At 63.7% G+C, this 20,494-nt stretch carries 22 protein-coding genes; 14 read left to right on the top strand and 8 right to left on the bottom strand.

Annotated elements, in window-relative coordinates; all coding sequences use genetic code 11:
* Positions 1-64 precede the first annotated feature (64 nt).
* Complete coding sequence (locus I6F38_RS08360) at positions 65-862, top strand: helix-turn-helix transcriptional regulator (protein WP_225159935.1); 798 nt, start codon at positions 65-67, stop codon at positions 860-862.
* A 435-nt stretch (positions 863-1,297) separates the two neighbouring features.
* On the opposite strand, the gene I6F38_RS08355 is transcribed toward I6F38_RS08360, so the two are convergent.
* From I6F38_RS08355 to I6F38_RS08345, 3 genes are read right to left on the bottom strand one after another with little or no spacing between them, the layout of a single operon-like run.
* Positions 1,298-1,702: a host attachment protein gene (locus I6F38_RS08355; protein ID WP_225159932.1), complete on the bottom strand. Its 405-nt coding sequence runs from the start codon at positions 1,700-1,702 to the stop codon at positions 1,298-1,300.
* Between the two features lie 40 nt (positions 1,703-1,742).
* Positions 1,743-3,611 carry a Na+/H+ antiporter NhaA gene (nhaA, locus tag I6F38_RS08350; protein WP_225159930.1) on the bottom strand — a complete coding sequence of 623 codons (1,869 nt, stop codon included), beginning with the start codon at positions 3,609-3,611 and terminating at the stop codon, positions 1,743-1,745.
* 31 nt (positions 3,612-3,642) lie between these two features.
* On the bottom strand, positions 3,643-4,710 hold the full coding sequence (locus I6F38_RS08345) for an ATP-binding protein (protein WP_225159929.1): 1,068 nt from the start codon (positions 4,708-4,710) through the stop codon (positions 3,643-3,645).
* 402 nt (positions 4,711-5,112) lie between these two features.
* Here I6F38_RS08345 and I6F38_RS08340 point away from each other — a divergent pair, with 402 nt between their 5' ends.
* From I6F38_RS08340 to I6F38_RS08305, 8 genes are all read left to right on the top strand, one after another.
* Complete coding sequence (locus I6F38_RS08340) at positions 5,113-5,526, top strand: cupin domain-containing protein (RefSeq protein ID WP_225159928.1); 414 nt, start codon at positions 5,113-5,115, stop codon at positions 5,524-5,526.
* Positions 5,527-5,639: 113 nt separating this feature from the next.
* The gene (locus I6F38_RS08335) at positions 5,640-6,245 is read left to right on the top strand and encodes a sulfite oxidase-like oxidoreductase (protein ID WP_225159927.1); all 606 of its coding nucleotides are present in this window, start codon (positions 5,640-5,642) and stop codon (positions 6,243-6,245) included.
* On the top strand, positions 6,238-6,984 hold the full coding sequence (locus I6F38_RS08330; RefSeq protein ID WP_225159926.1) for a ferredoxin reductase: 747 nt from the start codon (positions 6,238-6,240) through the stop codon (positions 6,982-6,984). The genes I6F38_RS08335 and I6F38_RS08330 overlap by 8 nt, the downstream gene beginning before the upstream one ends.
* A gap of 124 nt (positions 6,985-7,108) precedes the next feature.
* On the top strand, positions 7,109-7,795 hold the full coding sequence (locus I6F38_RS08325; protein WP_225159925.1) for an antibiotic biosynthesis monooxygenase: 687 nt from the start codon (positions 7,109-7,111) through the stop codon (positions 7,793-7,795).
* Between the two features lie 419 nt (positions 7,796-8,214).
* Positions 8,215-9,150, top strand: a complete 936-nt coding sequence (locus tag I6F38_RS08320) for a LysR family transcriptional regulator (RefSeq protein ID WP_225159924.1) — start codon at positions 8,215-8,217, stop codon at positions 9,148-9,150.
* A complete protein-coding gene (locus I6F38_RS08315; RefSeq protein ID WP_225159923.1) occupies positions 9,147-9,884 on the top strand; it encodes a peroxiredoxin-like family protein in 738 nt (245 codons plus the stop codon). Before I6F38_RS08320 ends, I6F38_RS08315 begins: the two co-directional genes overlap by 4 nt.
* Before the next feature lie 304 nt (positions 9,885-10,188).
* Positions 10,189-10,764 carry a cytochrome P460 family protein gene (locus I6F38_RS08310; protein WP_225159922.1) on the top strand — a complete coding sequence of 192 codons (576 nt, stop codon included), beginning with the start codon at positions 10,189-10,191 and terminating at the stop codon, positions 10,762-10,764.
* Between the two features lie 165 nt (positions 10,765-10,929).
* Positions 10,930-11,475 carry a DUF1993 family protein gene (locus I6F38_RS08305; RefSeq protein ID WP_225159921.1) on the top strand — a complete coding sequence of 182 codons (546 nt, stop codon included), beginning with the start codon at positions 10,930-10,932 and terminating at the stop codon, positions 11,473-11,475.
* 22 nt (positions 11,476-11,497) lie between these two features.
* On the opposite strand, the gene I6F38_RS08300 is transcribed toward I6F38_RS08305, so the two are convergent.
* A complete protein-coding gene (locus I6F38_RS08300) occupies positions 11,498-12,862 on the bottom strand; it encodes an MFS transporter (protein ID WP_225159919.1) in 1,365 nt (454 codons plus the stop codon).
* Positions 12,863-13,472: 610 nt separating this feature from the next.
* On the opposite strand from I6F38_RS08300, the gene I6F38_RS08295 reads away from it, so the two are divergent.
* The 5 genes from I6F38_RS08295 to I6F38_RS08275 all read left to right on the top strand — a co-directional run bounded on the left by I6F38_RS08295 (position 13,473) and on the right by I6F38_RS08275 (position 17,488).
* A complete protein-coding gene (locus I6F38_RS08295) occupies positions 13,473-13,991 on the top strand; it encodes a hypothetical protein (protein WP_225159917.1) in 519 nt (172 codons plus the stop codon).
* A gap of 128 nt (positions 13,992-14,119) precedes the next feature.
* Complete coding sequence (locus I6F38_RS08290) at positions 14,120-15,037, top strand: NADP-dependent oxidoreductase (protein WP_225159914.1); 918 nt, start codon at positions 14,120-14,122, stop codon at positions 15,035-15,037.
* 171 nt (positions 15,038-15,208) lie between these two features.
* The gene (locus I6F38_RS08285) at positions 15,209-16,663 is read left to right on the top strand and encodes an MFS transporter (RefSeq protein ID WP_225159912.1); all 1,455 of its coding nucleotides are present in this window, start codon (positions 15,209-15,211) and stop codon (positions 16,661-16,663) included.
* A 72-nt stretch (positions 16,664-16,735) separates the two neighbouring features.
* On the top strand, positions 16,736-17,146 hold the full coding sequence (locus I6F38_RS08280) for a cupin domain-containing protein (RefSeq protein ID WP_225159910.1): 411 nt from the start codon (positions 16,736-16,738) through the stop codon (positions 17,144-17,146).
* 33 nt (positions 17,147-17,179) lie between these two features.
* Positions 17,180-17,488 carry an L-histidine N(alpha)-methyltransferase gene (locus I6F38_RS08275; protein ID WP_346657100.1) on the top strand — a complete coding sequence of 103 codons (309 nt, stop codon included), beginning with the start codon at positions 17,180-17,182 and terminating at the stop codon, positions 17,486-17,488.
* A 20-nt stretch (positions 17,489-17,508) separates the two neighbouring features.
* On the opposite strand, the gene I6F38_RS08270 is transcribed toward I6F38_RS08275, so the two are convergent.
* The 4 genes from I6F38_RS08270 to I6F38_RS08255 all read right to left on the bottom strand — a co-directional run bounded on the left by I6F38_RS08270 (position 17,509) and on the right by I6F38_RS08255 (position 20,384).
* The gene (locus tag I6F38_RS08270; protein WP_225159908.1) at positions 17,509-17,790 is read right to left on the bottom strand and encodes a DUF427 domain-containing protein; all 282 of its coding nucleotides are present in this window, start codon (positions 17,788-17,790) and stop codon (positions 17,509-17,511) included.
* A 274-nt stretch (positions 17,791-18,064) separates the two neighbouring features.
* Positions 18,065-18,610 (bottom strand): carboxymuconolactone decarboxylase family protein, encoded by a 546-nt coding sequence (locus I6F38_RS08265; protein WP_225159996.1) that lies wholly within the window; start codon positions 18,608-18,610, stop codon positions 18,065-18,067.
* 35 nt (positions 18,611-18,645) lie between these two features.
* Positions 18,646-19,281, bottom strand: a complete 636-nt coding sequence (locus I6F38_RS08260; protein ID WP_225159906.1) for a nitroreductase family protein — start codon at positions 19,279-19,281, stop codon at positions 18,646-18,648.
* 185 nt (positions 19,282-19,466) lie between these two features.
* The gene (locus tag I6F38_RS08255) at positions 19,467-20,384 is read right to left on the bottom strand and encodes an NADP-dependent oxidoreductase (protein ID WP_225159994.1); all 918 of its coding nucleotides are present in this window, start codon (positions 20,382-20,384) and stop codon (positions 19,467-19,469) included.
* Between the last annotated feature and the right edge of the window lie 110 nt (positions 20,385-20,494).

Here is a 20,494-nt window from a genome sequence, read left to right as displayed (position 1 = left end):
GTGGTCCGGTGTCTCCTATGCTTGCTCGAAGGTCGGTGACCTGCGCACTCGTTTCGGGGGGGACATGTATCTATCCACGGATTCCACCAATCCGCAGAATCAAGATGTCTATGCACTCTGGGATCGGCTGGCCGAGTTCTCCGTCGGCGACGGCGACGCCGCACTGACACATCTGCTAGCCGCACTGCGTACCATGTTGTCGGCACGCAATGTGCTATGGGGTGTGGTCGTGCGATTGCCTTCGCCGAAGCGGGCCGATCCCTTGCTCGGTTGGCGTCCGCGCCTCGTCCGGGTGCTGGACCCGATACCGGCGGTGGCAGCATCCGTGCAGAAGCAGTTCGATACGCTCTGGTCCCGCGACGTCGACCTGTCTCAGATCCTTTCCATGTCAGGAGATGAGCCGTTCCGCGTCCGCCTGCTGTTCGAAGCGCTGCCGCCGGAATGGTTCGAGGGCGAGCACTATCGGCGGCACTATTTGGACGTCGGCTTCGCCGACAGCATTTCCGTGCGCATTGCGCTCAATGACGACGTGAGGATTCGCCTGTTCGTATTTCGCGATGCGGAGGCCCCTCGCTTCTCGGCACAGGACGGCCAGCGTCTGGGCTTCGTGATGCGCGGGTTGAGATGGTTTCACCGTCAGCAACTGCTCAGCCACGGCCTGCTCATCGCCAATGCACCCCTGACACCTGCTGAACGCAGGGTGTTGCTCGCACTGCTCGACGGGCACACGGAAAAGCAGATCGCGCAGAAGCTTGACCAAAGTCCCAACACCACGCATTTCCACGTCAAGTCGATCTACGCCAAGTTCGGCGTGCGCAATCGCTCGGCGCTCACCGCGCTGTGGCTCGGCAAGCTGCGATAACGAACTTACAGTTGATTTGCTGGTGGGCCCGGCAGGACTCGAACCTGCAACCAGACCGTTATGAGCGGCAGGACAAGGGATGCGGCCGTTGATTTTTCAGCATTTTTTGTGATGGTTGGCCGCGTTTATCGCTCTTGGAGGGATCGTTTCTGGTGCGAAACTGGTGCGGTTGGCCGAGCTTCCGATCCCGACCGCCGAACGGCCTGGCTCGTAGGTTCGACTTCCACTCTCTCCGCCATTTGCACGATTTTGTACGCCGAACTACGATTTTCTACGATTTTCGTGCGCTTGCTGGTAGCGGTTGTCGCGAGGGTGGCGAATGAGCAACGACCGGCTCGTTCGCTTCTAAGGGGGCTGTCTTCAGTATCGGTCGCAGCCGCTATTCGCAGGTTATGACTAAACAGGCCTGCGCCGGGAGCCGTTTCGAGAGGCGCGTCAGGCGTCGGCGATCAGTGAGGCAATGTCCTCGAGCGGACGCCGGCTGAAGTCCTTCGCGAGTTCGCCTATGATCTTGCCTCTCAGGTCGCGGTGGTAGTGCTTGCGCATCTCCCCCAGGGTCCTGGGATCGGAGACAACGACCAGGTGTTCTATGGTCCCGTCCAGGCTGAGCTTGTTCAGGAACGCGGCCGTCGCTGCCGCGAAGTCGTCCTCGATGAGCCGCCTGCCGTCGGGGTTGGCAGAGCCGGTGTGATGACGCGCACCCGAGCTTGAGTGCGCGGGCGCAGGCAGAGCCGCCGTGATCTCGACCAAATGCACGCCAGGCTTCACGCCTGTATTGTGGAACAGGCGCATCGTCTCGCCGTCAGCGACTGCTACTGTCGTACCGGTAGGTAGAATCATCGAAAGCCCTCCATTCACGATCCGCACAAACCCCGGCGGCCTATGATACTTGCATGCCGGCGCTCTGCGGCGCCTCTTCGATCGGTTCCTGGCGCGAAGCTCCCCAGAGCAGGGCAGTCCCAACGACGGCCGAAAGAATCGACGCGGCAAACACGGCGATCTTGGCGGCCGAGAAGTCGGCGGCGCTTGGAAACGCCTGCCCGGCGATGAAGAGCGACATCGTGAAGCCGATGCCGGCGAGGGCACCCGCCCCGGCCAACTGCCGCCACGTGTATTCCGCCGGCTTGACAGCAATGCCTGCGCGCACGGCCGCGGCGGCCGCGAGGAACACGCCGAGCGGCTTTCCTATGGCGAGGCCGGCGATGATCGCGGCCATGAGCCAGCCATGCCCAACGAAGACACCCGGGTTGATCGCCATACCCGCATTTGCCAGTGCAAAGATAGGGAGGACAGCGTAGCTCGACCGCGCGCCGGCGTGCCGCAGCAGCCGGTCGGCGGGCGATTCAATTCTGTCATAGATTGCGTCGAGCGCGTGCAGCGCCGGAGTGGAGGGGCCGTGCCTGAGAACCTCGCCCTCGTGCCGGGCCTCGGAGGCGATGATGGTGCTGGCCTGCGTCATCAGGGCGGCCAGGTCGGCAGGCGGCCGCGTCGGAATAAAGAGCGCAAGCGCCACACCGGCCAGCGTCGCGTGGAGACCGCCCGCGTAGACGAACGCCCACAACGCGATGCCCAGCAGGATGTAAGGCGAGAGAAGGTAGACCCTCGACCGGCTCAGCAGCGCCAGCGCAACGACCACCGCCGCAGCCGCGGCCAGGTAGCCCGGATGGATATCGCCGGGGTAAAACACAGCGACGACCACGATCGCACCGATGTCGTCGACGATGGCCGCGGCGGTGAGGAAGATGCGCATCTCGACGGGGACGCGAGCGCCCATCACGGCGATCAGGGCGATCGCGAACGCGGTGTCGGTCGCCATCGGAACGCCCCACCCGTGCGACCACGGTCCCGCAGGGATGACCAGCGCATACATAAGCGCCGGCACGACCATGCCGCCGAGCGCGGCCGCGATCGGAAGCGCGGCGGAGCGGCGGCTTGCGAGGTGGCCGACCGTCATCTCGCGCTTCACTTCCAACCCCACGACGAGGAAGAACACCGTCAGCAGGCCGTCGTTGACCCAATGGAGGATGGGCATCCGAAAGGCTGCATCGCCCAAGCTCACACCGAACTCCTGGCGCCAGAGCGCTTCGAACGCCGGCCCGATCGGAGAGTTCGTCAGGACGATCGCTGCCGCGGTCGCGAGGACCAGCAAAATGCCAGCGGATGGTCCCCAGCTCGCGAAGTCCAGGGCCGCCGTGCGGACACGGTGCCCGAGTGTGCCAAGCATCGCGTCGACGAGAGAGCTCTCGTCCCAGGGCCCGTCGTAGCGCCGGCGGTTGATGTAGAAGGTCGGCGTGAACCTCACGCCGCTTGCGCGCGAGCTTGCGATGTCCGCCTCCACCCTCGCCCTCGCGTGCCGCACGGCATCGTTGTCGCTGAGTGCGAAATCGGCGTCCACGCCGAGGTCGCAGGCTACCGCGACGAGGTCGTCCTCTGTGAGCTGCATCGACCTCGTCATGAGCTTGATGTGCGCGGACCAGAACGCCTCGGGCGTCTGGGCAAGCTCAGCGAGCTCGGCAGCCCGAAAGGCAAGGCTGTTGTCCGGGAGCGGCCTGTGCCGGAAGGCGTAGCAGACGCGATCGCCGAGTTGGTCGCGCGCTTGCGCGATGCGCTCGTTGGCGGCCCTGCAGTGCGGGCACGCGTAGCTGCCGTACTCGACGAGCGTAATCTCGGCATCGGTGGGGCCGAGCACGTGGTCCGTCTGGTGGTCGACCGGACGGTCGAGGCGGCCGGGCGGAATCATGAGCTCCATCGCTGAATCGGTCTCCAGGTGTTCGCGCTGGCTACGACGTCGGCGCAGCCTTCGCTGGGTTGACGATGTGGAATGCGCCGCCGCTGGGTGACGGCGTGTAGGTGATCTCCCTGCCGGCGAGGTTGCTCGGGACTGCCGCGTCGCCGACGCGCGGGAGAAAGAGGCGCACGAGTGTGCCGGCACCCAGCCTGCTCTCTATACCGACCGCGCCGCCTCGCCCTTCGGCGAAGCGCTGGACCTGGGCGAGTCCGAGGCCCGTGCCGCTGCCAGCGGCTTTTGTCGTGAAGTAAGGGGTGAACGCCTGCGAGAGGACCTGCTCGGTCATGCCCTCCCCGTCGTCGGCGACGACGATCTCGACGAATCCGCGGGCCGCGCCGGCGGACGGTTCGACGTTCCGCGCCGCGACGGTAATCGCGCCGCCGTCCGGGATCGCATCGGCCGCGTTTCGGTAGAGGTTCAGCAGCGCGAAGTACAGCTCCTCCGGGCCAGCGTCGAAATCCCACAAATCAGAAGCGATATCGGTGCGGACTGTGATGTCGAGGCGCGACGCCTGGTCCAGCGCGCCCGCCAGCGCTGCAAGTCGGACGCCTGCGACGAACCCGCCGATCGAATCGGCGCGTGGTCGCGCAGCGTCTAGGAACTGACGGCTGAGCAAGGCTGCTTGCGTGATCGCGTGCTGCATCTTGCTGACGATGGCCTTTCGGTATGCGGCGTCGCTCTGGCACTCAAGTAGCCGCAGGCCGCTGCCGATCACAGCGAGAAGGTTGTTGATGTCGTGGACCACGAACTGCGCCACGTCCCCGTTCGCCCCCGCCCCCTGCGGCCCGCGGGAGGAGAACACGCCGCGCGTGTCGGACCGTGGGGCGGTCCGGTACAGGACCCCGGAGATCTCGCCGTCACGCCCGACGAGCGGAATCTCCACGCACCTGGACGCGATGAAGCCGCTGCGGTCATTGCGGACGCTCCGCACCCTCGCACCGAATGCGCGCGGTACGCCAAGCGCGACGCCGGCGCTGTCCGCGAGCACGACGACATCCTCCAGCGAAGGGCCCTCGACCAGGCCGGGGAAGGAAACGTGGGGTGTCTCTTTGATCTGCATGTCGGATCTCCTGGCTTGCGATCGTTCAACGGAACGCCGACTTCGGCCCGCACATGAGGGCGGGCGACTACAGCTCGAAGATTGAGTCCATGACGGTCTGAAGGAAAATCACCTCTCGCCATGGAGTCGATAGCCGACCGTTATCGGGAATGGCTGAGAGATGCTTGGCGCCGCTGCGGAAGGAGTGCGGCGCTTCCGTCTGCGAGCACTCGCCCGAGCGGAACTCTCGGTGACCGCGAAGAGATGTTCACGCGCCTACCCATCATAACGCGCGGCTATCGAGTTCATGGCGTGACGTCATTTCCCATTCGCCGCGCGCAATTCCATGTTGACGAGCGTGAGCGGCAACCTTTCGTCGCCACTCCGACACCCGAACAAGGGTCCACAATCAGGAGGCTACAAATGTCAGTGAAGCAGCCGGTTCTCACGGCGCCGCGCGGCGGCGAGACGGTGACCTCGAGCGGGGGCTCGAGCGTCGAGATGAAAGTGGAGAGCAACCAGTCCGGAGGCGAATATGGCACTGTCCTGTGGACCGTGCGGGCCGGGGAGGAGCCGCCGCTGCACACCCACACGCGCGAGGACGAACTGCTCTATGTGGTGCAGGGGAAGCTAATCGCGCGGGTCGGCGATGCCCGTGTCGAGGTGGGGCCGGGCGCCTACGCGGCTCTTCCCCGCGGTGTGCCGCATACGATCGAGGTGGTCGGCGACCAGGCCACCCTGCTGCTCAGCTTCGTGCCGGGTGGGCTGGAGCGCTTCCTGGTCCCCCGGAAAGGCGAGCAGCCCGATCCGGCCGCTTTCGGCCTGACGTTTCCCTAGGGCGGGGACCGCTGCGCGTGGCGTTCGTGACCGTGCGCCCGCGCGGGCCCGGGCGCCGGCCGCGCGCGACCGCGCCAAATGTTCCTTTCACTCGTCAACGGAGGAAGTCCGCTATGGTCACTCGTGGTTTCGCAGGCCGCCAATCCGGATCAGAACTATCGGACCGGATTCCTCCGGGACAGCACCTCGTCGACAATTTCCCGGTGCTTACCGCCGGCCCCACGCCGCGAATCGAGCCCGCGGACTGGACTTTCACACTGAAGGTCGGACCTCGTCCGGTCAAAGCGTGGAGCTGGTCGGAGTTCAACGAGCTCCCACGAACCAAGATGACGCGAGACATCCACTGCGTCACCTCGTGGTCGAAGCTCAACACCGTCTGGGAGGGCGTGGCCGTCGACGACATCCTCGCCGAGGCTGGCCTTGGCGCACCCACTCCGTTTGCACTCGCACATTGCTACGACGGATACTCCACCAACGTGCCGCTCGCCGACCTCGCAACGGGGAAGGCGATGGTTGCGCTCAAGTACGAAGGTCAGCCGCTGCCGCGCGACCACGGGGGGCCGGCGCGTCTCCTCGTGCCGCATCTCTACTTCTGGAAGTCGGCGAAGTGGGTCAACGGGCTTCAGTTCACGGAGCGCGACGAGGCCGGCTTCTGGGAGCTGCGCGGATACCACATGTACGGCGATCCGTGGAATGAGCAGCGATACACGAATGACTGAAGCGATTGCCGCAACCGCGCGATGGCAGAGCTGTGCGATTGTTGAGATCGCGGCGAGAACGCCGGCTATCAAGAGCTACTTTCTCCGCCTCTCCGAAACGTTCGACTATACGGCCGGACAGCACGTTGACGTGCGGCTGACTGCGCCCAACGGCTACACTGCCATGCGTAGCTACTCGATCGCCTCGGTCCCGAACGAGTCCAAGGTGATCGAGCTGGCGATCGAGCGCCTCCCGGACGGCGAGGTCTCCCCGTTCTTCCACGACGTCGCCCAAGTAGGCGACATGATCGAGCTTCGCGGGCCGCTTGGCGGACACTTTCTCTGGCCGGGGCCTTCCAACAAAGCAGTTCTCTTGATCGGTGCTGGCTCCGGCGTCGTGCCGCTCATGGCGATGATCCGGCATCGGAAGGCTCGCGGAGAGCCAGTGCCTGTCGCGCTGTTGCTCTCCTCCAGGACCTGGGGTGACGTGCTGTTCAGGGACGAACTCCTCGAGCTCGAGAGCTCGCTTCCCGATTTCGTGCTCGCCTTGGCTCTGACACGCGAGCCGGCGCTGCGCCGCACCGACTTCAGCAGGCGGATCGACGGCAGGATGGTCGCTGATGTCGCGGGGCGGCTGCCTGTGTCCCCCGGCTGCGCCTTCGTGTGCGGGTCGAACGCCTTCGTCGACATCGCGGCGGACGCTGCGCTCGCCTTGGGACTGGAAGCCGGGGCGATCAAGACCGAACGCTACGGCGCTTGAGAGATGATCCCTCTCACTTCGCGCGAGGGTAATTTCGCAAGCGCCAGATTATTCGTGCGGCCTGCGGCGATCACGGCGGCGATGAATGCAAGGATACGCAGCACTCCAGAAGCGGGATACGACCATGTTTTCAGTGATTTTCGAAGCTCTCCTCAATAAAGAGAACTGGGATGATTACTTCGACAACGCCAAGATGCTGCGCCCCGAGCTGGAGCAGGTCGAGGGCTTCGTCGACAATATCCGCTACAAGAGCCTGATCCGCGAGGGTTGGATCCTTTCGGTTTCGAACTGGCGGGATGAGAAGTCGCTCGTCCGCTGGCGCACCCGCATGCGCCATCACGAGGCCCAGCAGAAGGGCCGCGACGAAATCCTCGCAGATTATCACCTCCGCGTAGGCCAGATCACTGCCGACAACCAGGTGCCCGCGGGGTACGCACTCACGGAGCAGCGGCTCGACGAGACCGAAGTAGGGGAGGGAACGACGGTCACGCTGATCAACGCGACGCGCCCCGCGGAGTGGAAGCAGACCAACAACCCCTACGATTGCGCCGAGTGGCTCGGCCTGAATCCGTGGGCTGCCGACAGCACGTCCTGGGACATCTTCGACGCCATGCTGGCGCCTGGCGACCTGATTTTGCTCATATCTTGGAAGGACGCTGCTGCGGCGCAGGCCTACGAGGATGCTTCCGCGCCGAATGACAAGGCGAGGATCCGGAGAGTACGGATCGTCCGCGACTACGGGAAATACGACCGTCGCGAGGCGCCTCAGTACTACGCAGATGCCGGGGGCGGCGAGACCATCCACGGCTGACACCGCGCCTTCGGGAAGAGCCAGCCAAATCGTGGTCCCTTCCAGCGGATGGCGCCAACCCGCCTAAAGTAGGTTCTTCGGATCATGGCTCGCCCAGACGTATTGGCGGTTGACGAATTGTCGTTGGGGCTTGCTCCGCTTGTTGTCGAACGATTGATCTCAGCGCTGACGATCATGCCTTGCGATCGCGTACACGCGGCGCGGCGGCCCGTGCGGTTCTCGCCCACCTCGCAGCGCACTGGCCCGGCTCTCAGAAGTTCCTGAAAACGTGTCCGTGCGTCCAAATCAATAGGCCGAGCCGTTCCAACCCGTGCACGCAAGTTACATCTACGTCCCATGATTGCGACGTGCCCGACACGTCGTCGAGTGAAGGCTCGTCAGTATCGACAGCCGCACCTTGACGGAGAACAGAACAACCCATGGAGCTTCATCAGGTTCGCTACTTCCTCGCCGTCGCGTCCACGCTCAACTTCACCCGCGCCGCCGAACATTGCAATGTCACGCAGCCCGCCCTGACCAAGGGGGTGCAGAAGCTCGAGCAGGAGCTCGGCGGCCAGTTGATCTACCGCGAACGCCAGCTGACTCAACTCACCGACCTTGGAAAGGAAGTCCTTCCGATGCTGGAGCGCACCCTGGCCTCGGCAGAGGCGGTGCGTCGCCGGGCCCAGGAGTTCCAACGCAAGGACGTCGCGCCACTGAAAATCGGCCTCGCCCCATCCATCTCGGCGTCGCTCGTCCTCGATCCGATCGCGGAGATCGCAAAGTTCGTCCCTGGACTTCACGTCGAACTGCGCGAGGGCGCGGCGGAGAAGCTCGTCGACCTCTTGCTTGAGGGCGAGATCAACGCCGCAATGGTCGGGGACGTGGGGGACATGCCCGACCGCATCGACGACTGGTTGCTGTTTGAGGAGCGCTATGTCGCGGTTCTCGCGCCGACACACCACCTCGCCAACCGTCCTTCCATCGGCATCGACGACCTCCGTGAGACCGTCTTGCTGGAGCGCGCTGGATGCGACGTCGCCCCGAAGATCCAGCGGTCGTACTTCCCCGAGGAACCGCCTAACCTCGGCCACTGCAGCGGTCACGACTCACACCTGCAGCACATGGCCGCCGCCGGCTTCGGCGTGATATTGGCGCCCGAGCACATGCCGCGCCTTCCGACGCTCAAGACCATTCCGCTCGAAGGCGACCCGGTTTCGCGCGAGGTGCGGCTACTGGCTGTGCAGGGGCGCCGCTACTCACCGGCGCTGGACGCTTTCGTCAAGGTCGCGCGGCTTCGCGACTGGTCGTTCGAAGTCCCCGACCGGCGTGTACCGCGCGCCGCGGTGCCGGAGATGGCGAAGGCGCCCGCATGACCACGACACGCACGCCGGCGGCCGACCGCTTCCAGCCAATCGATCCTCAGCCTGATGACGCCTCACCGATGCCAAACCAGACCGACAAGACACTCGCCCGGATTCGCACCGAGCTGTTCACGACGTTCAGCGCCGCGGACTGGGAGTCATACAACCACCTCGTGGGCTGGCTGCGGGATACAGACGTGGCATCGCACGCGTTGAAGGTCGGAGACGAAGCGCCGGACTTCCTCCTGCCGGACGCTGACGGCCGTCTCCATTCCTCCGAACAGCTGCGCCGCAACGGACCCCTCGTCCTGAGTTTCTTCCGAGGCGGCTGGTGCCCGTTCTGCACCGCTGAGCTCTGCGCCCTCCAGGCCGCGAAGGATGAGTTCGAGAGCGTCGGCGCGACCCTCGCAGTCGTGACACCCGAGACGAGGGACTTCCCGCGGCAGCTCATGCGAGACCTGGGCTTGAACCTGAAGGTTCTCTCCGACGTCGACTACGGCGTTGCCATGTCGTATGGCGTGCTGTTCCGGGTGCCCGATGAGACCAAAGCGCACTATTCCAGGCTAGGCTTTGACTTCGGCGCCCGGCACGGGTCACCGGTGTGGATGTTGCCCATTCCCGCGACCTACGTGATCGACGCAGAAGGCCGGATCCGCAGCGCGTCCGTCGAGCCCGACTTCACGATACGGGAGGAGCCCGCGCAGATCTTGGCCTCGCTGCGCCGGGCCGCTTCCACGTCCTACTGAGGAAGGCAGGAGGTGGAGAGCGACATCCGGGATAATCCGGCAATAAGCCGGGTTGAAATGCCCCGAGGCGACAGCGCGCTCCTCGATGGCTGGCCGCAGACCGACGGGACGCACGCGCACACAACGCTTCTAGACGATACCCCATGCCTATCGAATGCATGTCCAAAGGGAATTTCTAATTTCGTCGGCTGCGTCCGATCCTGAGGTCCACTGGGCCGGCCGAGCACACGCGGTCGCCTCGACAAGGATCAAAACGATTGCGCCGAGCCGCCGTGCCGTGCGCGGGCAGCAAAGGAGACCCCCCATGAAATTATCGAGCACTGTCGGCCTGGCTGTCGCCGTCTCGCTGGTCGCCGCCACCGTGGCCGCACTCGCGCAGATCAGCGGAGCGGCTCCAGCCGGTCCGACCGCGAACGTGGTGGACGCCGCCGGGCACCTGCGCGTGCCGGCAGACTACCGAACCCTCTACCAGGCACTCGGCAACTGGGCGATCGCCGCCGACAGCGGCCAGGGCTCGAAAGAAATCCACGCCGTCTACGCATCCCCGGGGGCGATCGACGCCTACCGGAAGACGGGACACTTCCCGGACGGCGCCGTTCTGGTGAAGGAGGTCTTCGAAACCTCGACGAACGAGATGACCACCGGCACAGTAAGCCACGCCGACAAGCTCAAGGGCTGGTTCGTCATGGTGAAAGACAGCAAGGGAACGCATCCCGGCAACCCGCTGTGGGGCGACGGGTGGGGATGGTCGTGGTTCGACGTGGACAAGCCGCTCAAGACCACCTCGACGGACTACCATTCCGATTGCCAGGGTTGCCACGTGCCGGCCCAGGCCACGGACTGGATTTATGTGAATGGATACCCCGTCCTGCGTCACTAGGCGACCGTATGCGTGGGCGCTCTCCTTTTGCCGCAGTTTCGCGGAGGTAATGTCGAATCCCGCAAGCTCGTGCGGCAAGCTGGAAGATTGAAGAGCCCGTTGTGACCATTCGTTTCGGCTATCGGCCTTGCAGGTCCGATCGTCGTTCAGAGTACAAACGAGCGCATGGAGTTCGACGTGTCCTTTTCGGTCTATGACATCACGGTTCCTCTCATTGTGCACGGACTGAACGTGATGGACGACTATCTCGATCACGCTCAAGCCCTCGAGCGGATCAGGGGGATTGAGCCTGGGAGGATCCTTAGCGAGCGGCTCGCGCCCGACATGCTGACTTTCGGAGAACAGTTTTCCGTGAGCTGCAACAAGGTCTACGCACACATGGCGAAGCTGATGCAGCGCGACGCGCCAGCACCGCACAATACCCCGATGATGTACCCTGCATTGAAGGGGCGGCTCCTCGAGACGCGCGACTTCTTGCAAAACGTGCGGCCGGACGAGATTGCCGGCGCGCAGTCCCACACATACGAGCTGACACCGCCAATCGTGCGCGGGTGGTTCGGCGGCGGCGATTACATTCGGCACCTGGTGCTGCCCGACTTCTTCTTTCACATATCGATTGCGCACGCGATCCTTCGGCACCTCGGAGCGAAGATCGGGAAGCGCGATTACCTCGGCAACCTCAGTCAGCAGAGCGGCGGTGACTACTCGTGAGCGGCGGACGCGCTGCTGCAGTCTAAGCCGCTCCCGAGCCGTCCGCCTTCGCCGCGGCCGGCGTCAAGGTCATCGAGGCTGTAAGGGCGCCAGCGATCGAGGTCGCGGCGGCTATGGCGAGGCCGAGTTCGTAGCCGGACGCGAAGGACGCGACGCCGGCGGCCAGTGCCACCCCGGCAAGCTGTGCGATCCGGCTCGCCGCATTGTTGATGCCGGAGGCGAGTCCTTCGTCGGCCTGATCCACACTCGACATGACCGACGCAGTGAGCGGCGCCACAAGCACAGCGAAGGACAGGCCCAGAAGGGTCATGGGTCCGATCACGCCGAGCATCAGGGATTCTTCCCGGCCGAGCGCCATCAAGACATACGCGAGCGCCGCACCCGCCGGTCCCGCGATGAGCATGGTCCGCGCGCCAATCTTGTCCGCCAACCCGCCGAAGAGATTCGACAAGAGCCCCACGCCGAGCGTGAAGGGCAGGAATGACAGCCCGGCATCGGTCGGCGACAGGGCGCGGCGATCGAGGAGGTCAAAGGGTAGCAGAAAGGACATGATCGAGACCCCCGCATAGACCATCAGGGTGGCCACGTTCAGCCCGAGGAAGGCGCGGTTCTCCACCAGGCGGGGTGGCGTCATCGGGTGTTCGCTTCTGAGTTCCCACAACGCGTAGACGGCGAGCCCGACAACACCAAGCCCGGCGGCGATCGCGAGCACCATGTCCGGCTGGGCTGGTGTGCCCGCACCGGCCTGAGCTTCACGGGGGCCGACCTGGCTGAGCGCCCAGGTGAGAGCCCCGATCGCCGAAGCGAGGATCGCGGCGCCAACCACGTCGAACCTGAGCTGGATGCGGCTATCTTTCGGGGCGAAGACCAGCAGGACTCCCACTGTTACCAGCGCGAGCGGCGGGTTGATCCAGAACACCGATGGCCAGCCAAAGGTCTCGGTCAGCCAGCCGCCGAGGACGGGACCTCCGGCGGTGGTGAGAGCCGATGCCGCGGCCCATACGCCGATCGCCCGGTTCCGTTCAGCGCGCGGATAGGTGGCACCGATCAGGGCGAGGCTGGCCGGGGTGACAATCGCCGCGGCCGCTCCCTGTGCGACGCGCGCAGCGATCAGCCAGGCGGGCGAAGGCGCCAGCGCGCAAGCCGCGGACGTCAGACCGAACAGGACGCAACCGATCGCCAGCATGCGCGCTTTGCCGTAAACATCCGCGAGCGCGCCGCCGATCAATGTCAGCGAGGCGAGCGCCAGCATATACCCGTTGAGAACCCATTGAACGGAGGCGAGGTCCGCTCCGAAATCAGCGCGCAATCTCGGTAAGGCAACGGGCAGCGCTGTCCCATCGATGAAAGCCATCGAGGACGCGAGCACGCAGGCCGTGAGCACCATGCGCCGGCACCGAGGCGACGCTTCCCGCCCGAGCTCTCGCGGGCAGGGTTCTGCATCGATAACGCCGCGGCCGCACGGCTCTAGAAGCAGCCGCGCCTCGTGGCGACAAGCTCGCCGTCTCTGATTTGCAGGAGTGGTCATCTGCAGTCTCGCTTCAGGTTTGAAGGTGCTTCTGAAAGCGGTCCCACACTGTGGCGGTCGAATCCCGGCGAGGGAAATCACGTCTTGCCATAGAATCGATAGGCGATCGTTATCGGCTCGCTGCGCGGCTTGATGCAGTAGCGGCCTGCGCAACTTGGAGCGTCGCAGCAATATTCCCCGCCGCTATGGAAACTATATATGCCGGCTATTGGAAAATTTAGCCCCGCGCTGCGATCAATGAAAGACGATGTCTGGACCCAGTTCTATCCACTGCTGGACAAGTGAATAGTCAAGAACGCTACCGGTTCACCAACACAGGGAGCAGTGCCATGAGGATCGTCGCTGTCTTGGGCATTGCCTTGGCACGATTGTTTGTGATTGGCCCATCACTGCCGACAATGTCGACGACGGAGCGCTTACAGTATCGATCCCCGGGATTCCTGCTCCCACCCATCCGTAGGATTGCACCATGATGGCAACAACCGAAACGCTTCGCAGCGTCCTGCGCACTTCGCGTAGCCAACCCATCCTCAAGCTGGAATCCGCGGACCAACGAGCTCCTCTTGCCCTCGATCTTCTTTCGCTGGGAAGCCGCGCGGCACTGGGGGCCTCGTTCCTGTTGTCGGTCAGCGACCGGCTCGGGTTCTACGGCAATCCAGGCGAGCGCGGAGTTTCCTGGGGGACATTCGAGCGATTTTTGGACTACGCGGCCAAGGTAAATGCGTTCGCACCAGCATGGATGGTGCTCTTTCTCGGCACGGCCGCGACGGTGTTGGAGTTCCTGTTTGGCGTTACGCTGGTACTCGGACTAGCGCTGCGGTGGGCGGCTTTCGGTAGCGCGGGTCTGCTCTTCCTGTTCGGTTCAGCCATGGCGATCTCGTTTGGGATCAAGTCGCCATTCGACTACTCGGTATTCGCTGCGATGTGCTGCGCCCTGTTTCTGGGTCTCGCCGGCTCGAATCGATGGACCGTCGACTCCTTACTATGATGCTCCACTGGCAAAGCGCTCTTCCATCTTCGCTTTTGGAAGCGACCCATAACCACTGGCGTGATGTCGAGCGGGCTTTATCGCTGGAATATCCAGCAAAGAGACAAGTAACTGAGGAGGCAATTCACATGAAGGCGATTGTGGTAACGGACCAGGCCGCGGGAACGGCCGGGATGAAGCTGGTGGAGCGGCCCGAGCCGCAGGCAGCGATTAACGACGTCGTCGTTCAGGTTCATGCGTCGGGATTCACCGGGGATGAGCTGACGTGGCCCCCGACCTGGACCGATCGCCTCGGCCGTGACCGGACGCCTTCGATCCCCGGCCACGAGCTGGCCGGGGTGGTCACCGCCCTTGGCTATGGCACGACGGGGCTGTCGGTAGGGCAGCGGGTGTTCGGCCTCACGGACTGGACTCGCGACGGCACGCTGGCGGAGTATGTAGCCGTCGAGGCACGCAACCTCGCGCCGCTGCCGGGAGATGTTGACTTCACGGTGGGCGCCGCCCTCGTGATGCCGGGCCTGACCGCGTGGCAGGGATTGTTCGAGCACGGCCGCCTTCTCGCGGGGCAGAGCGTCCTCGTGCACGGTGCTGCCGGCGTAGTCGGTTCGATGGCAACCCAACTCGCTCGTGAGGCCGGGGCGTACGTCATCGGCACCGGGCATGCTGCCGGCCGTCAGACGGCGCTCGACTTCGGCGCACTGGAGTTTGTGGATCTCGACAACGACACTCTGGAAGATATCAGCGGAGTCGATCTGGTGTTCGATATCTTCGGTGGCGACATCGCGAAGCGGTCCGCGCGCGTGATTCGAGCCGGAGGAACGCTGGTGACCATCGCCGGCCCGACCGAAGCACGGCCGGCTGATGGCCTGGCGATCGACTTCGTTGTCGAGTCCGATCGCGCCCAACTGAGTGAGATCATCCAGCGGGTGCGGGACGGACGACTGCGGACGAACATCGGCGACATCGCGACCCTCGACGATGCCGTCGCCGCCTTCAATCGGACCGAGCGACGCAAGGGGAAGACAATCATTCGCGTTCGTCCCTGAGGACTTGGGGGCGGAGAACGGTTCTGCGCTTCTCGCCAGCTCGGCATGCGTCCAGGCGGAAGACCGGCCATGTCCCTCCAACTCGGCCGGCTCATCTAAGTGCAAGAAAGTGACACTCGATCATCAAATCTTCACGCGCTGGCCGGCGCAGTACCCATGAGGAATTAGGTCGTGAGCAGTGCGTCCCTGATCCTGACCGACGGTGGCCTTGCGCTCTCCGAGCCTAAGGCCGTCGGCGCGCAGGGCAGCACAAAGGTGCTCGCCGCGTCGAGCCTGGGCAGCTGCCTCGTGTTCGTCAGCAGCGCCGTCATCACCGTCGCGCTCGCTGCGATTGGCCGAGACATGCGCCTGTCGCCGCTCGAACTGCAGTGGGTGATGAACGCCGAGCTCCTGCCGCTCGCGGCCCTGACCTTGGTCGCCGGCGCCCTGGGCGACCGATTCGGACAGAAGCGGATCTTCCTCGCGGGGATCGTTCTCTTTGGCCTGGGCGCGGCCGCGATTGGTTTCACGCCGAGTTTCGCGCTGCTCATCGTCGGCCGCTTCCTGCAAGGCTTGGGCGAAGCTTTGATCCTGCCCAACGGCCTTTCCGTGCTCGGGCAGGCCTTTCCCGCCGACAAGAAAGCCCGTGCGGTCGGCATCTGGTCCGCCGCCGCGGCTGTCGCCAGCGGCGTCGCGCCGGCGATCGCCGGCGCGATCCTCGATCACGGGTCCTGGCGGACGACCTTTCTGATGCTCCTGCCCGTAGTCGCCGGCGCGCTGGCCGTCGGCGCCGTGTGGATACCCAAGGACTCCCCGACGAGCCAAGCCCGGATCGACGTTGGTGGGGCAGTCCTTTCGACAATCGGGCTCGGCGGGCTGGGCGCGGGGCTGACCAGCCTGACCAACGGTTCCGGTCTGAACCTATGCGTGCTCGTCACCCTGATCGTCGGTCTGGGCGGCTTAGCTGGCCTCATCGTGACCGAATGGCGATTAGGCGACAACGCCATGCTGCCCCCGTCGCTCTTCGCCTCGCGGTCGGTCGTCGGCGCGAACCTGTTCACCGCGCTCCTCTATGGGCCGTTCACGGTCATGCTGACGTTGATGCCGTTCGTGATGATCCGTGGTGCGCACCTGCCGACGCTGGTGGCGGGCCTGGCGTTCATTCCTCTGCAAGTGCTGATTACGGTCGTCTCGCCGCTCGCCGGCGCGCTCTGCCGCCAGTTCGGCCGGCGCTTGCCTTTGTTCGCCGGCAGCGCCGTCGTCGCCTTGGCATGCACCATGGCGCTCCGTATCGGACCGAACGCGACCTATTGGGTGGACATCTTCCCCAGCATCCTGTTGCTGTCGCTGGGCATGAGCCTTGCGATCGCGCCGTTGACGACCCTCGTCCTCACCTCCGTCGAGCCCGATCGCGCCGGAACCGCGTCTGGCGTCAACAGCGCGGTCTCGCGCGCCGGGTCACTCGTTGCCATCGCCCTACTCGGCGGCGTCCTGCAGCAGGGCGGTCCTCAGCTGTTCTCGGGATTCCACATGGCGATGGCTGTTGCCGCAGTCGCCTGCGTTCTCGCAACGCTCGCGGTGTTCGTTATCGAGCCCGGGCCCCACGTCGACTTCATCCCGCGAAACGGACCCGTTCGGTGTTCGTAATCACCGGGCCGGTATGGCCGAGAGGAAGCAATGAAGAACGAAGACCAACCTACAGGCAGAAGGAGAAAGTCCATGAAGATCCGAACCATTATCGCCACCACCTGCACCGCCTACGTCTTCTTGATAGCCGGCGCCCTTGATAGCGAAGCGCAATCCGTCACGAAGAACTTCGAGGCGGCTATTCCCAATATCCCCGGTAAGTCACTGATCGCTCTCGAAGTAAATTACGCGCCGGGCGCGGCGTCTCCGTCCCACACCCACGCGAAGTCGGCTTTCATCTACGCCTACGTGATATCGGGCGCGATCGAGTCGAAGGTGAACGACGGCGAGACGCGCATCTATCGCGCAGGCGAGCGCTGGTCGGAACCGCCGGGCGCGACCCATTCGATCAGCCGCAACGCGAGCAAGACAGAGCCGGCAAAGCTGCTCGCCGTCTTCGTCCTCGACGCCAATGACAACCCGCTGACAACGCCCATCAAATAACATACTGGCTGCGCCAGCCAAGAATCCACGCTGATGATATCGGCCGCCGGTTTACCGCGGCCGTTATTCGTTGTGTCACCGAAAGCGGAAAATATGCTTCACGAAAATAGCAGCATCGCCCCTGTTGAACATGCATTTGCCAGAGACGTCATCTGCGGATTATCCGCTGATGTGAAGACACTGCCGAGCCGTTGGTTATACGACGAGCGTGGATCGGCACTTTTTGAGGAGATAACGAGGCTGGATGAGTATTACCTGACCCGAGCCGAAACATCGATCCTGCGAGAGCGGCAGAGTGGCATCGCCGATTTTGTAGAGTCTGATGCGATTCTCATCGAGTAGTGATGACGACGGTCGGTCGATTACCTAACATCCACACCTTTCCAGAATGCGATGTAGCCTTTGATGGCCGCTGCTGCATCGGAGGGCTTGGCGTAATACCATGCTGCGTCTTCATTGATTTTGCCATCGACGATTAGCGAATAGTAATTTGCAAGGCCCTTCCATGGACACCGGCTGGTCGTCGTGCTCGGCTTAAGATACTGCGTATTGACGGACCCGGGCGGGAAGTAGTGGTTGCCTTCGACGACAACGGTCTTCTCCGATTCCGCTATCACTGTTCCGTTCCATGTCGCGACTGCCATTTCCCGTTCCTTTCCATGCTACGAGTTCGAGCTGACACAACCCGAGCTCGAACCGTTCGACTCGATAGGTCGTCTGGTGGGGGTTGAAGATGATCTCGATCGCCGCAATGAAGGGGAGGGACGAGGAGTTCATGCGGTATCCTGACCTTGTCGGCACACACCAAAAGCCCAGACGCGCTCCCAAGAATCGTTCCTGGGTGCATCCGGACTCTGGCGTTACCTCGCCTCAAATAGAACCTCCAAGCACCCTGTGGTCGATGCGACCGGGGAGAGTTCAGATCGAGCCAGCCGGCGCAACGGCGGGAAAGTCCTTCTTGGGATCGAACACGTTATTGAAAAAGTTCGTCAAGGAGTACATGGCCACCAGCGCGACGATCTCGATGACGTTCGCATCCGTGTAGCCGGCATCGCGAACGGCTTTCAGATCGCCGTCACTGACCTTGCCGCGGGTCTCGATGACTTTGCGCGCAAACTGGATGGCGGCGTCCCGCTTCGGGTCGCTGGCATGGCCCTTCCGAGCGAGAATGATTTCATTTGCCGGCAGCTTGGCCATATGATCGGCCGTAAAGCTGTGAACCGTCAGGCAGTAGTCGCAGCCATTCACTTCGGAGACAGCGAGGCCGATGCTGTCACGCGTCTTCACGTCGAGCGCCTTGCTCAAGGAGCCGAGCAGGGCGGCCCATGCGTTGAACGCGATCGGGCTTATCGCGAAAGTCGCCATCATATTTGGGGTGAACCCGATGTTCTTGGCGAACATATCGAGGGTCGGTTTCGAATCAGCCGGCACCTGTTCCGGCTTTAGAGCTGCAATCCTTGGCATCATGTTCTCTGTAGGTTGCTGGTTTTCACTAATCATCAAACGAGATTCAACACATCAGCCACCGGCCGGCGCGGCTTCTGCGGCCAGTTTCCCGGACGCACGGCCCCTACGGACAACAGCATGACCGGTACTTCGTCCTTGGTCAGTCCGAACTCGCGGTGCACCGCTTCGGCATCGAAACCGATCATCGGTGTAGAACCCAGGCCCCACGAGGTGGCTACAGTGATCATTGCCGCTGCGCCAAAAGTGGCGGTACGCACGGCCTCGTCGCGCTGGCGCTGCGGGTACTCCATGTAAAGATCACGTGCGGGGATTTCCCATTCCGGCACCATCTTTGCCGGCATGATGCCAGCTTCCACCAGCGGTGCCAGACGCTCTGGTACCACGCTGGAATCGGCCATCTGGCCGCAGACGATGAATGTAACGGCCGCTTCGGTGATCGCGGGCTGACTCCAAGCGATCGGGCTCAACCGAGCTTTGGCTTCCGGCGTGCGTACGGCGATGAAGCGCCAGTTCTGCAAGTGGAAGGATGTCGGCGCAGTGGTGCCGATTCGCACCAGCTCGCGGATCTGTTCGTCGCTCAAGGTGGCGGTCGGGTCGTAGTACTTGGTGGAGCTGCGGCTCAGGATACATTCGATGACGGCGTTGGTCTTGGTAATTCCGGTAGTCATGGTGATTCCTATGGGGTGAACTGATGGGTTGAGGTACGAGAGTGCTTTCGCTCTCTTTGCTGGAAATGTCGCAGGGATGGAGCCCGTCCGGCATCTCATGCCAGGGGCCATTGGTAATTTCCGAGGTTGTCCCCGGCGCGTCTGATAGGAGGCAGCCAGCCGCGTGCATCGAAGACACGTGCCGTTCACGGACGAACGCGGATAATCGTTTTCCCGTTGATCCGCTTGGTCGGATTGAAAGAAGCGACGGCATCGTCGAGGGCCGCGATGCTGCCGATGTTCGTCCGCAGCCGTCCGTCGCGCACCCGCCGGACGATCTCAGTCAGTTGGCCACGATCGGACTCGACAACGAAGTCGATCGCCAGGCCGTAGCCGGGCCGCGCCTCAGTCGGCCCGACGATGGACACCAGTGTTCCTCCGGCTCGAATCAGGCGCGCGGAACGCTTCCCGATGTCGCCGCCGATAAGATCGAACACCAGATCGACTGAGCCGACGTCTTCCAGGGCGTCGTTCTCAAGGTCGACGAACTCCTGCGCGCCGAAGTCGAGCGCCTTCTGACGATCGGCGGCGCGTCCGGTGCCGATGACGTGGGCGCCGACCTCTCGTGCGAGTTGCGTCACCATCGACCCGACTGCGCCGGCCGCGCCGTGCGCGAGGACGATCTGCCCTGCCTGAAGGCGGCCATGCTCGAACAGTCCCTGCCACGCGGTCAGGCCCGAGATCGGCAAGCTCGCGCCCACCGTGAAGTCGACGTCGCCCGGCAGCGGCGCGAGGTTGCGGGCCTCGACGGCCACATACTCCGCCAGGGTGCCATCGCGAGTCCAGTCCGTGAGGCCGAACACCCGCTGTCCCACCGACAGCCCCGTCGTGCCGTAGCCGAGAGCGGTGACCACTCCAGCCAGCTCGTGCCCGGGGATCGACGGTGTTCGGTCGCGATTGAGGCGATCGGTCCATGTCGAGGGCCACGCCAATTCAGTCCCGACGAATCCCGATGCATGAACCTGAACGACGACGTCGTTGATCGCCGCCTGCGGCTCGGGCCGCTCCACGAGCCTCATCCCGGCAGTTCCTGCAGCCTGGTCCGTTACGACGATTGCCTTCATCATCCACCTCCCCGTGTGTGGTGTGTCGTCACTTCGAATTCTCTTGCAGACGAGCAAAAGTACGATCATGAAAATCGATGGTCCAATGAACCGTGGCTATGGAATCGATG

This window comes from Bradyrhizobium sp. BRP56 (assembly GCF_020194035.1).
Lineage (GTDB): Bacteria > Pseudomonadota > Alphaproteobacteria > Rhizobiales > Xanthobacteraceae > Bradyrhizobium > Bradyrhizobium australafricanum.
The sequence above is the reverse complement of the archived record's forward strand: the minus strand, read 5'-3'. Positions and strand labels throughout refer to the sequence as shown.

What these genes read in the sequence shown, in the direction of transcription:
- I6F38_RS08300 (WP_225159919.1), bottom strand. Translation starts at nt 12,862, where the DNA reads ATGGTGCTCACGGCCTGCGTGCTCGCGTCCTCGATGGCTTTCATCGAT.
- I6F38_RS08340 (WP_225159928.1), top strand. Translation starts at nt 5,113, where the DNA reads ATGTCAGTGAAGCAGCCGGTTCTCACGGCGCCGCGCGGCGGCGAGACG.
- I6F38_RS08335 (WP_225159927.1), top strand. Translation starts at nt 5,640, where the DNA reads ATGGTCACTCGTGGTTTCGCAGGCCGCCAATCCGGATCAGAACTATCG.
- I6F38_RS08355 (WP_225159932.1), bottom strand. Translation starts at nt 1,702, where the DNA reads ATGATTCTACCTACCGGTACGACAGTAGCAGTCGCTGACGGCGAGACG.
- I6F38_RS08280 (WP_225159910.1), top strand. Translation starts at nt 16,736, where the DNA reads ATGAAGATCCGAACCATTATCGCCACCACCTGCACCGCCTACGTCTTC.
- I6F38_RS08305 (WP_225159921.1), top strand. Translation starts at nt 10,930, where the DNA reads ATGGAGTTCGACGTGTCCTTTTCGGTCTATGACATCACGGTTCCTCTC.
- I6F38_RS08315 (WP_225159923.1), top strand. Translation starts at nt 9,147, where the DNA reads ATGACCACGACACGCACGCCGGCGGCCGACCGCTTCCAGCCAATCGAT.
- I6F38_RS08270 (WP_225159908.1), bottom strand. Translation starts at nt 17,790, where the DNA reads ATGGCAGTCGCGACATGGAACGGAACAGTGATAGCGGAATCGGAGAAG.
- I6F38_RS08325 (WP_225159925.1), top strand. Translation starts at nt 7,109, where the DNA reads ATGTTTTCAGTGATTTTCGAAGCTCTCCTCAATAAAGAGAACTGGGAT.
- I6F38_RS08275 (WP_346657100.1), top strand. Translation starts at nt 17,180, where the DNA reads ATGATATCGGCCGCCGGTTTACCGCGGCCGTTATTCGTTGTGTCACCG.
- I6F38_RS08360 (WP_225159935.1), top strand. Translation starts at nt 65, where the DNA reads ATGTATCTATCCACGGATTCCACCAATCCGCAGAATCAAGATGTCTAT.
- I6F38_RS08260 (WP_225159906.1), bottom strand. Translation starts at nt 19,281, where the DNA reads ATGACTACCGGAATTACCAAGACCAACGCCGTCATCGAATGTATCCTG.
- I6F38_RS08255 (WP_225159994.1), bottom strand. Translation starts at nt 20,384, where the DNA reads ATGAAGGCAATCGTCGTAACGGACCAGGCTGCAGGAACTGCCGGGATG.
- I6F38_RS08310 (WP_225159922.1), top strand. Translation starts at nt 10,189, where the DNA reads ATGAAATTATCGAGCACTGTCGGCCTGGCTGTCGCCGTCTCGCTGGTC.
- I6F38_RS08320 (WP_225159924.1), top strand. Translation starts at nt 8,215, where the DNA reads ATGGAGCTTCATCAGGTTCGCTACTTCCTCGCCGTCGCGTCCACGCTC.
- I6F38_RS08290 (WP_225159914.1), top strand. Translation starts at nt 14,120, where the DNA reads ATGAAGGCGATTGTGGTAACGGACCAGGCCGCGGGAACGGCCGGGATG.
- I6F38_RS08330 (WP_225159926.1), top strand. Translation starts at nt 6,238, where the DNA reads ATGACTGAAGCGATTGCCGCAACCGCGCGATGGCAGAGCTGTGCGATT.
- nhaA (WP_225159930.1), bottom strand. Translation starts at nt 3,611, where the DNA reads ATGGAGCTCATGATTCCGCCCGGCCGCCTCGACCGTCCGGTCGACCAC.
- I6F38_RS08345 (WP_225159929.1), bottom strand. Translation starts at nt 4,710, where the DNA reads ATGCAGATCAAAGAGACACCCCACGTTTCCTTCCCCGGCCTGGTCGAG.
- I6F38_RS08265 (WP_225159996.1), bottom strand. Translation starts at nt 18,610, where the DNA reads ATGCCAAGGATTGCAGCTCTAAAGCCGGAACAGGTGCCGGCTGATTCG.
- I6F38_RS08295 (WP_225159917.1), top strand. Translation starts at nt 13,473, where the DNA reads ATGATGGCAACAACCGAAACGCTTCGCAGCGTCCTGCGCACTTCGCGT.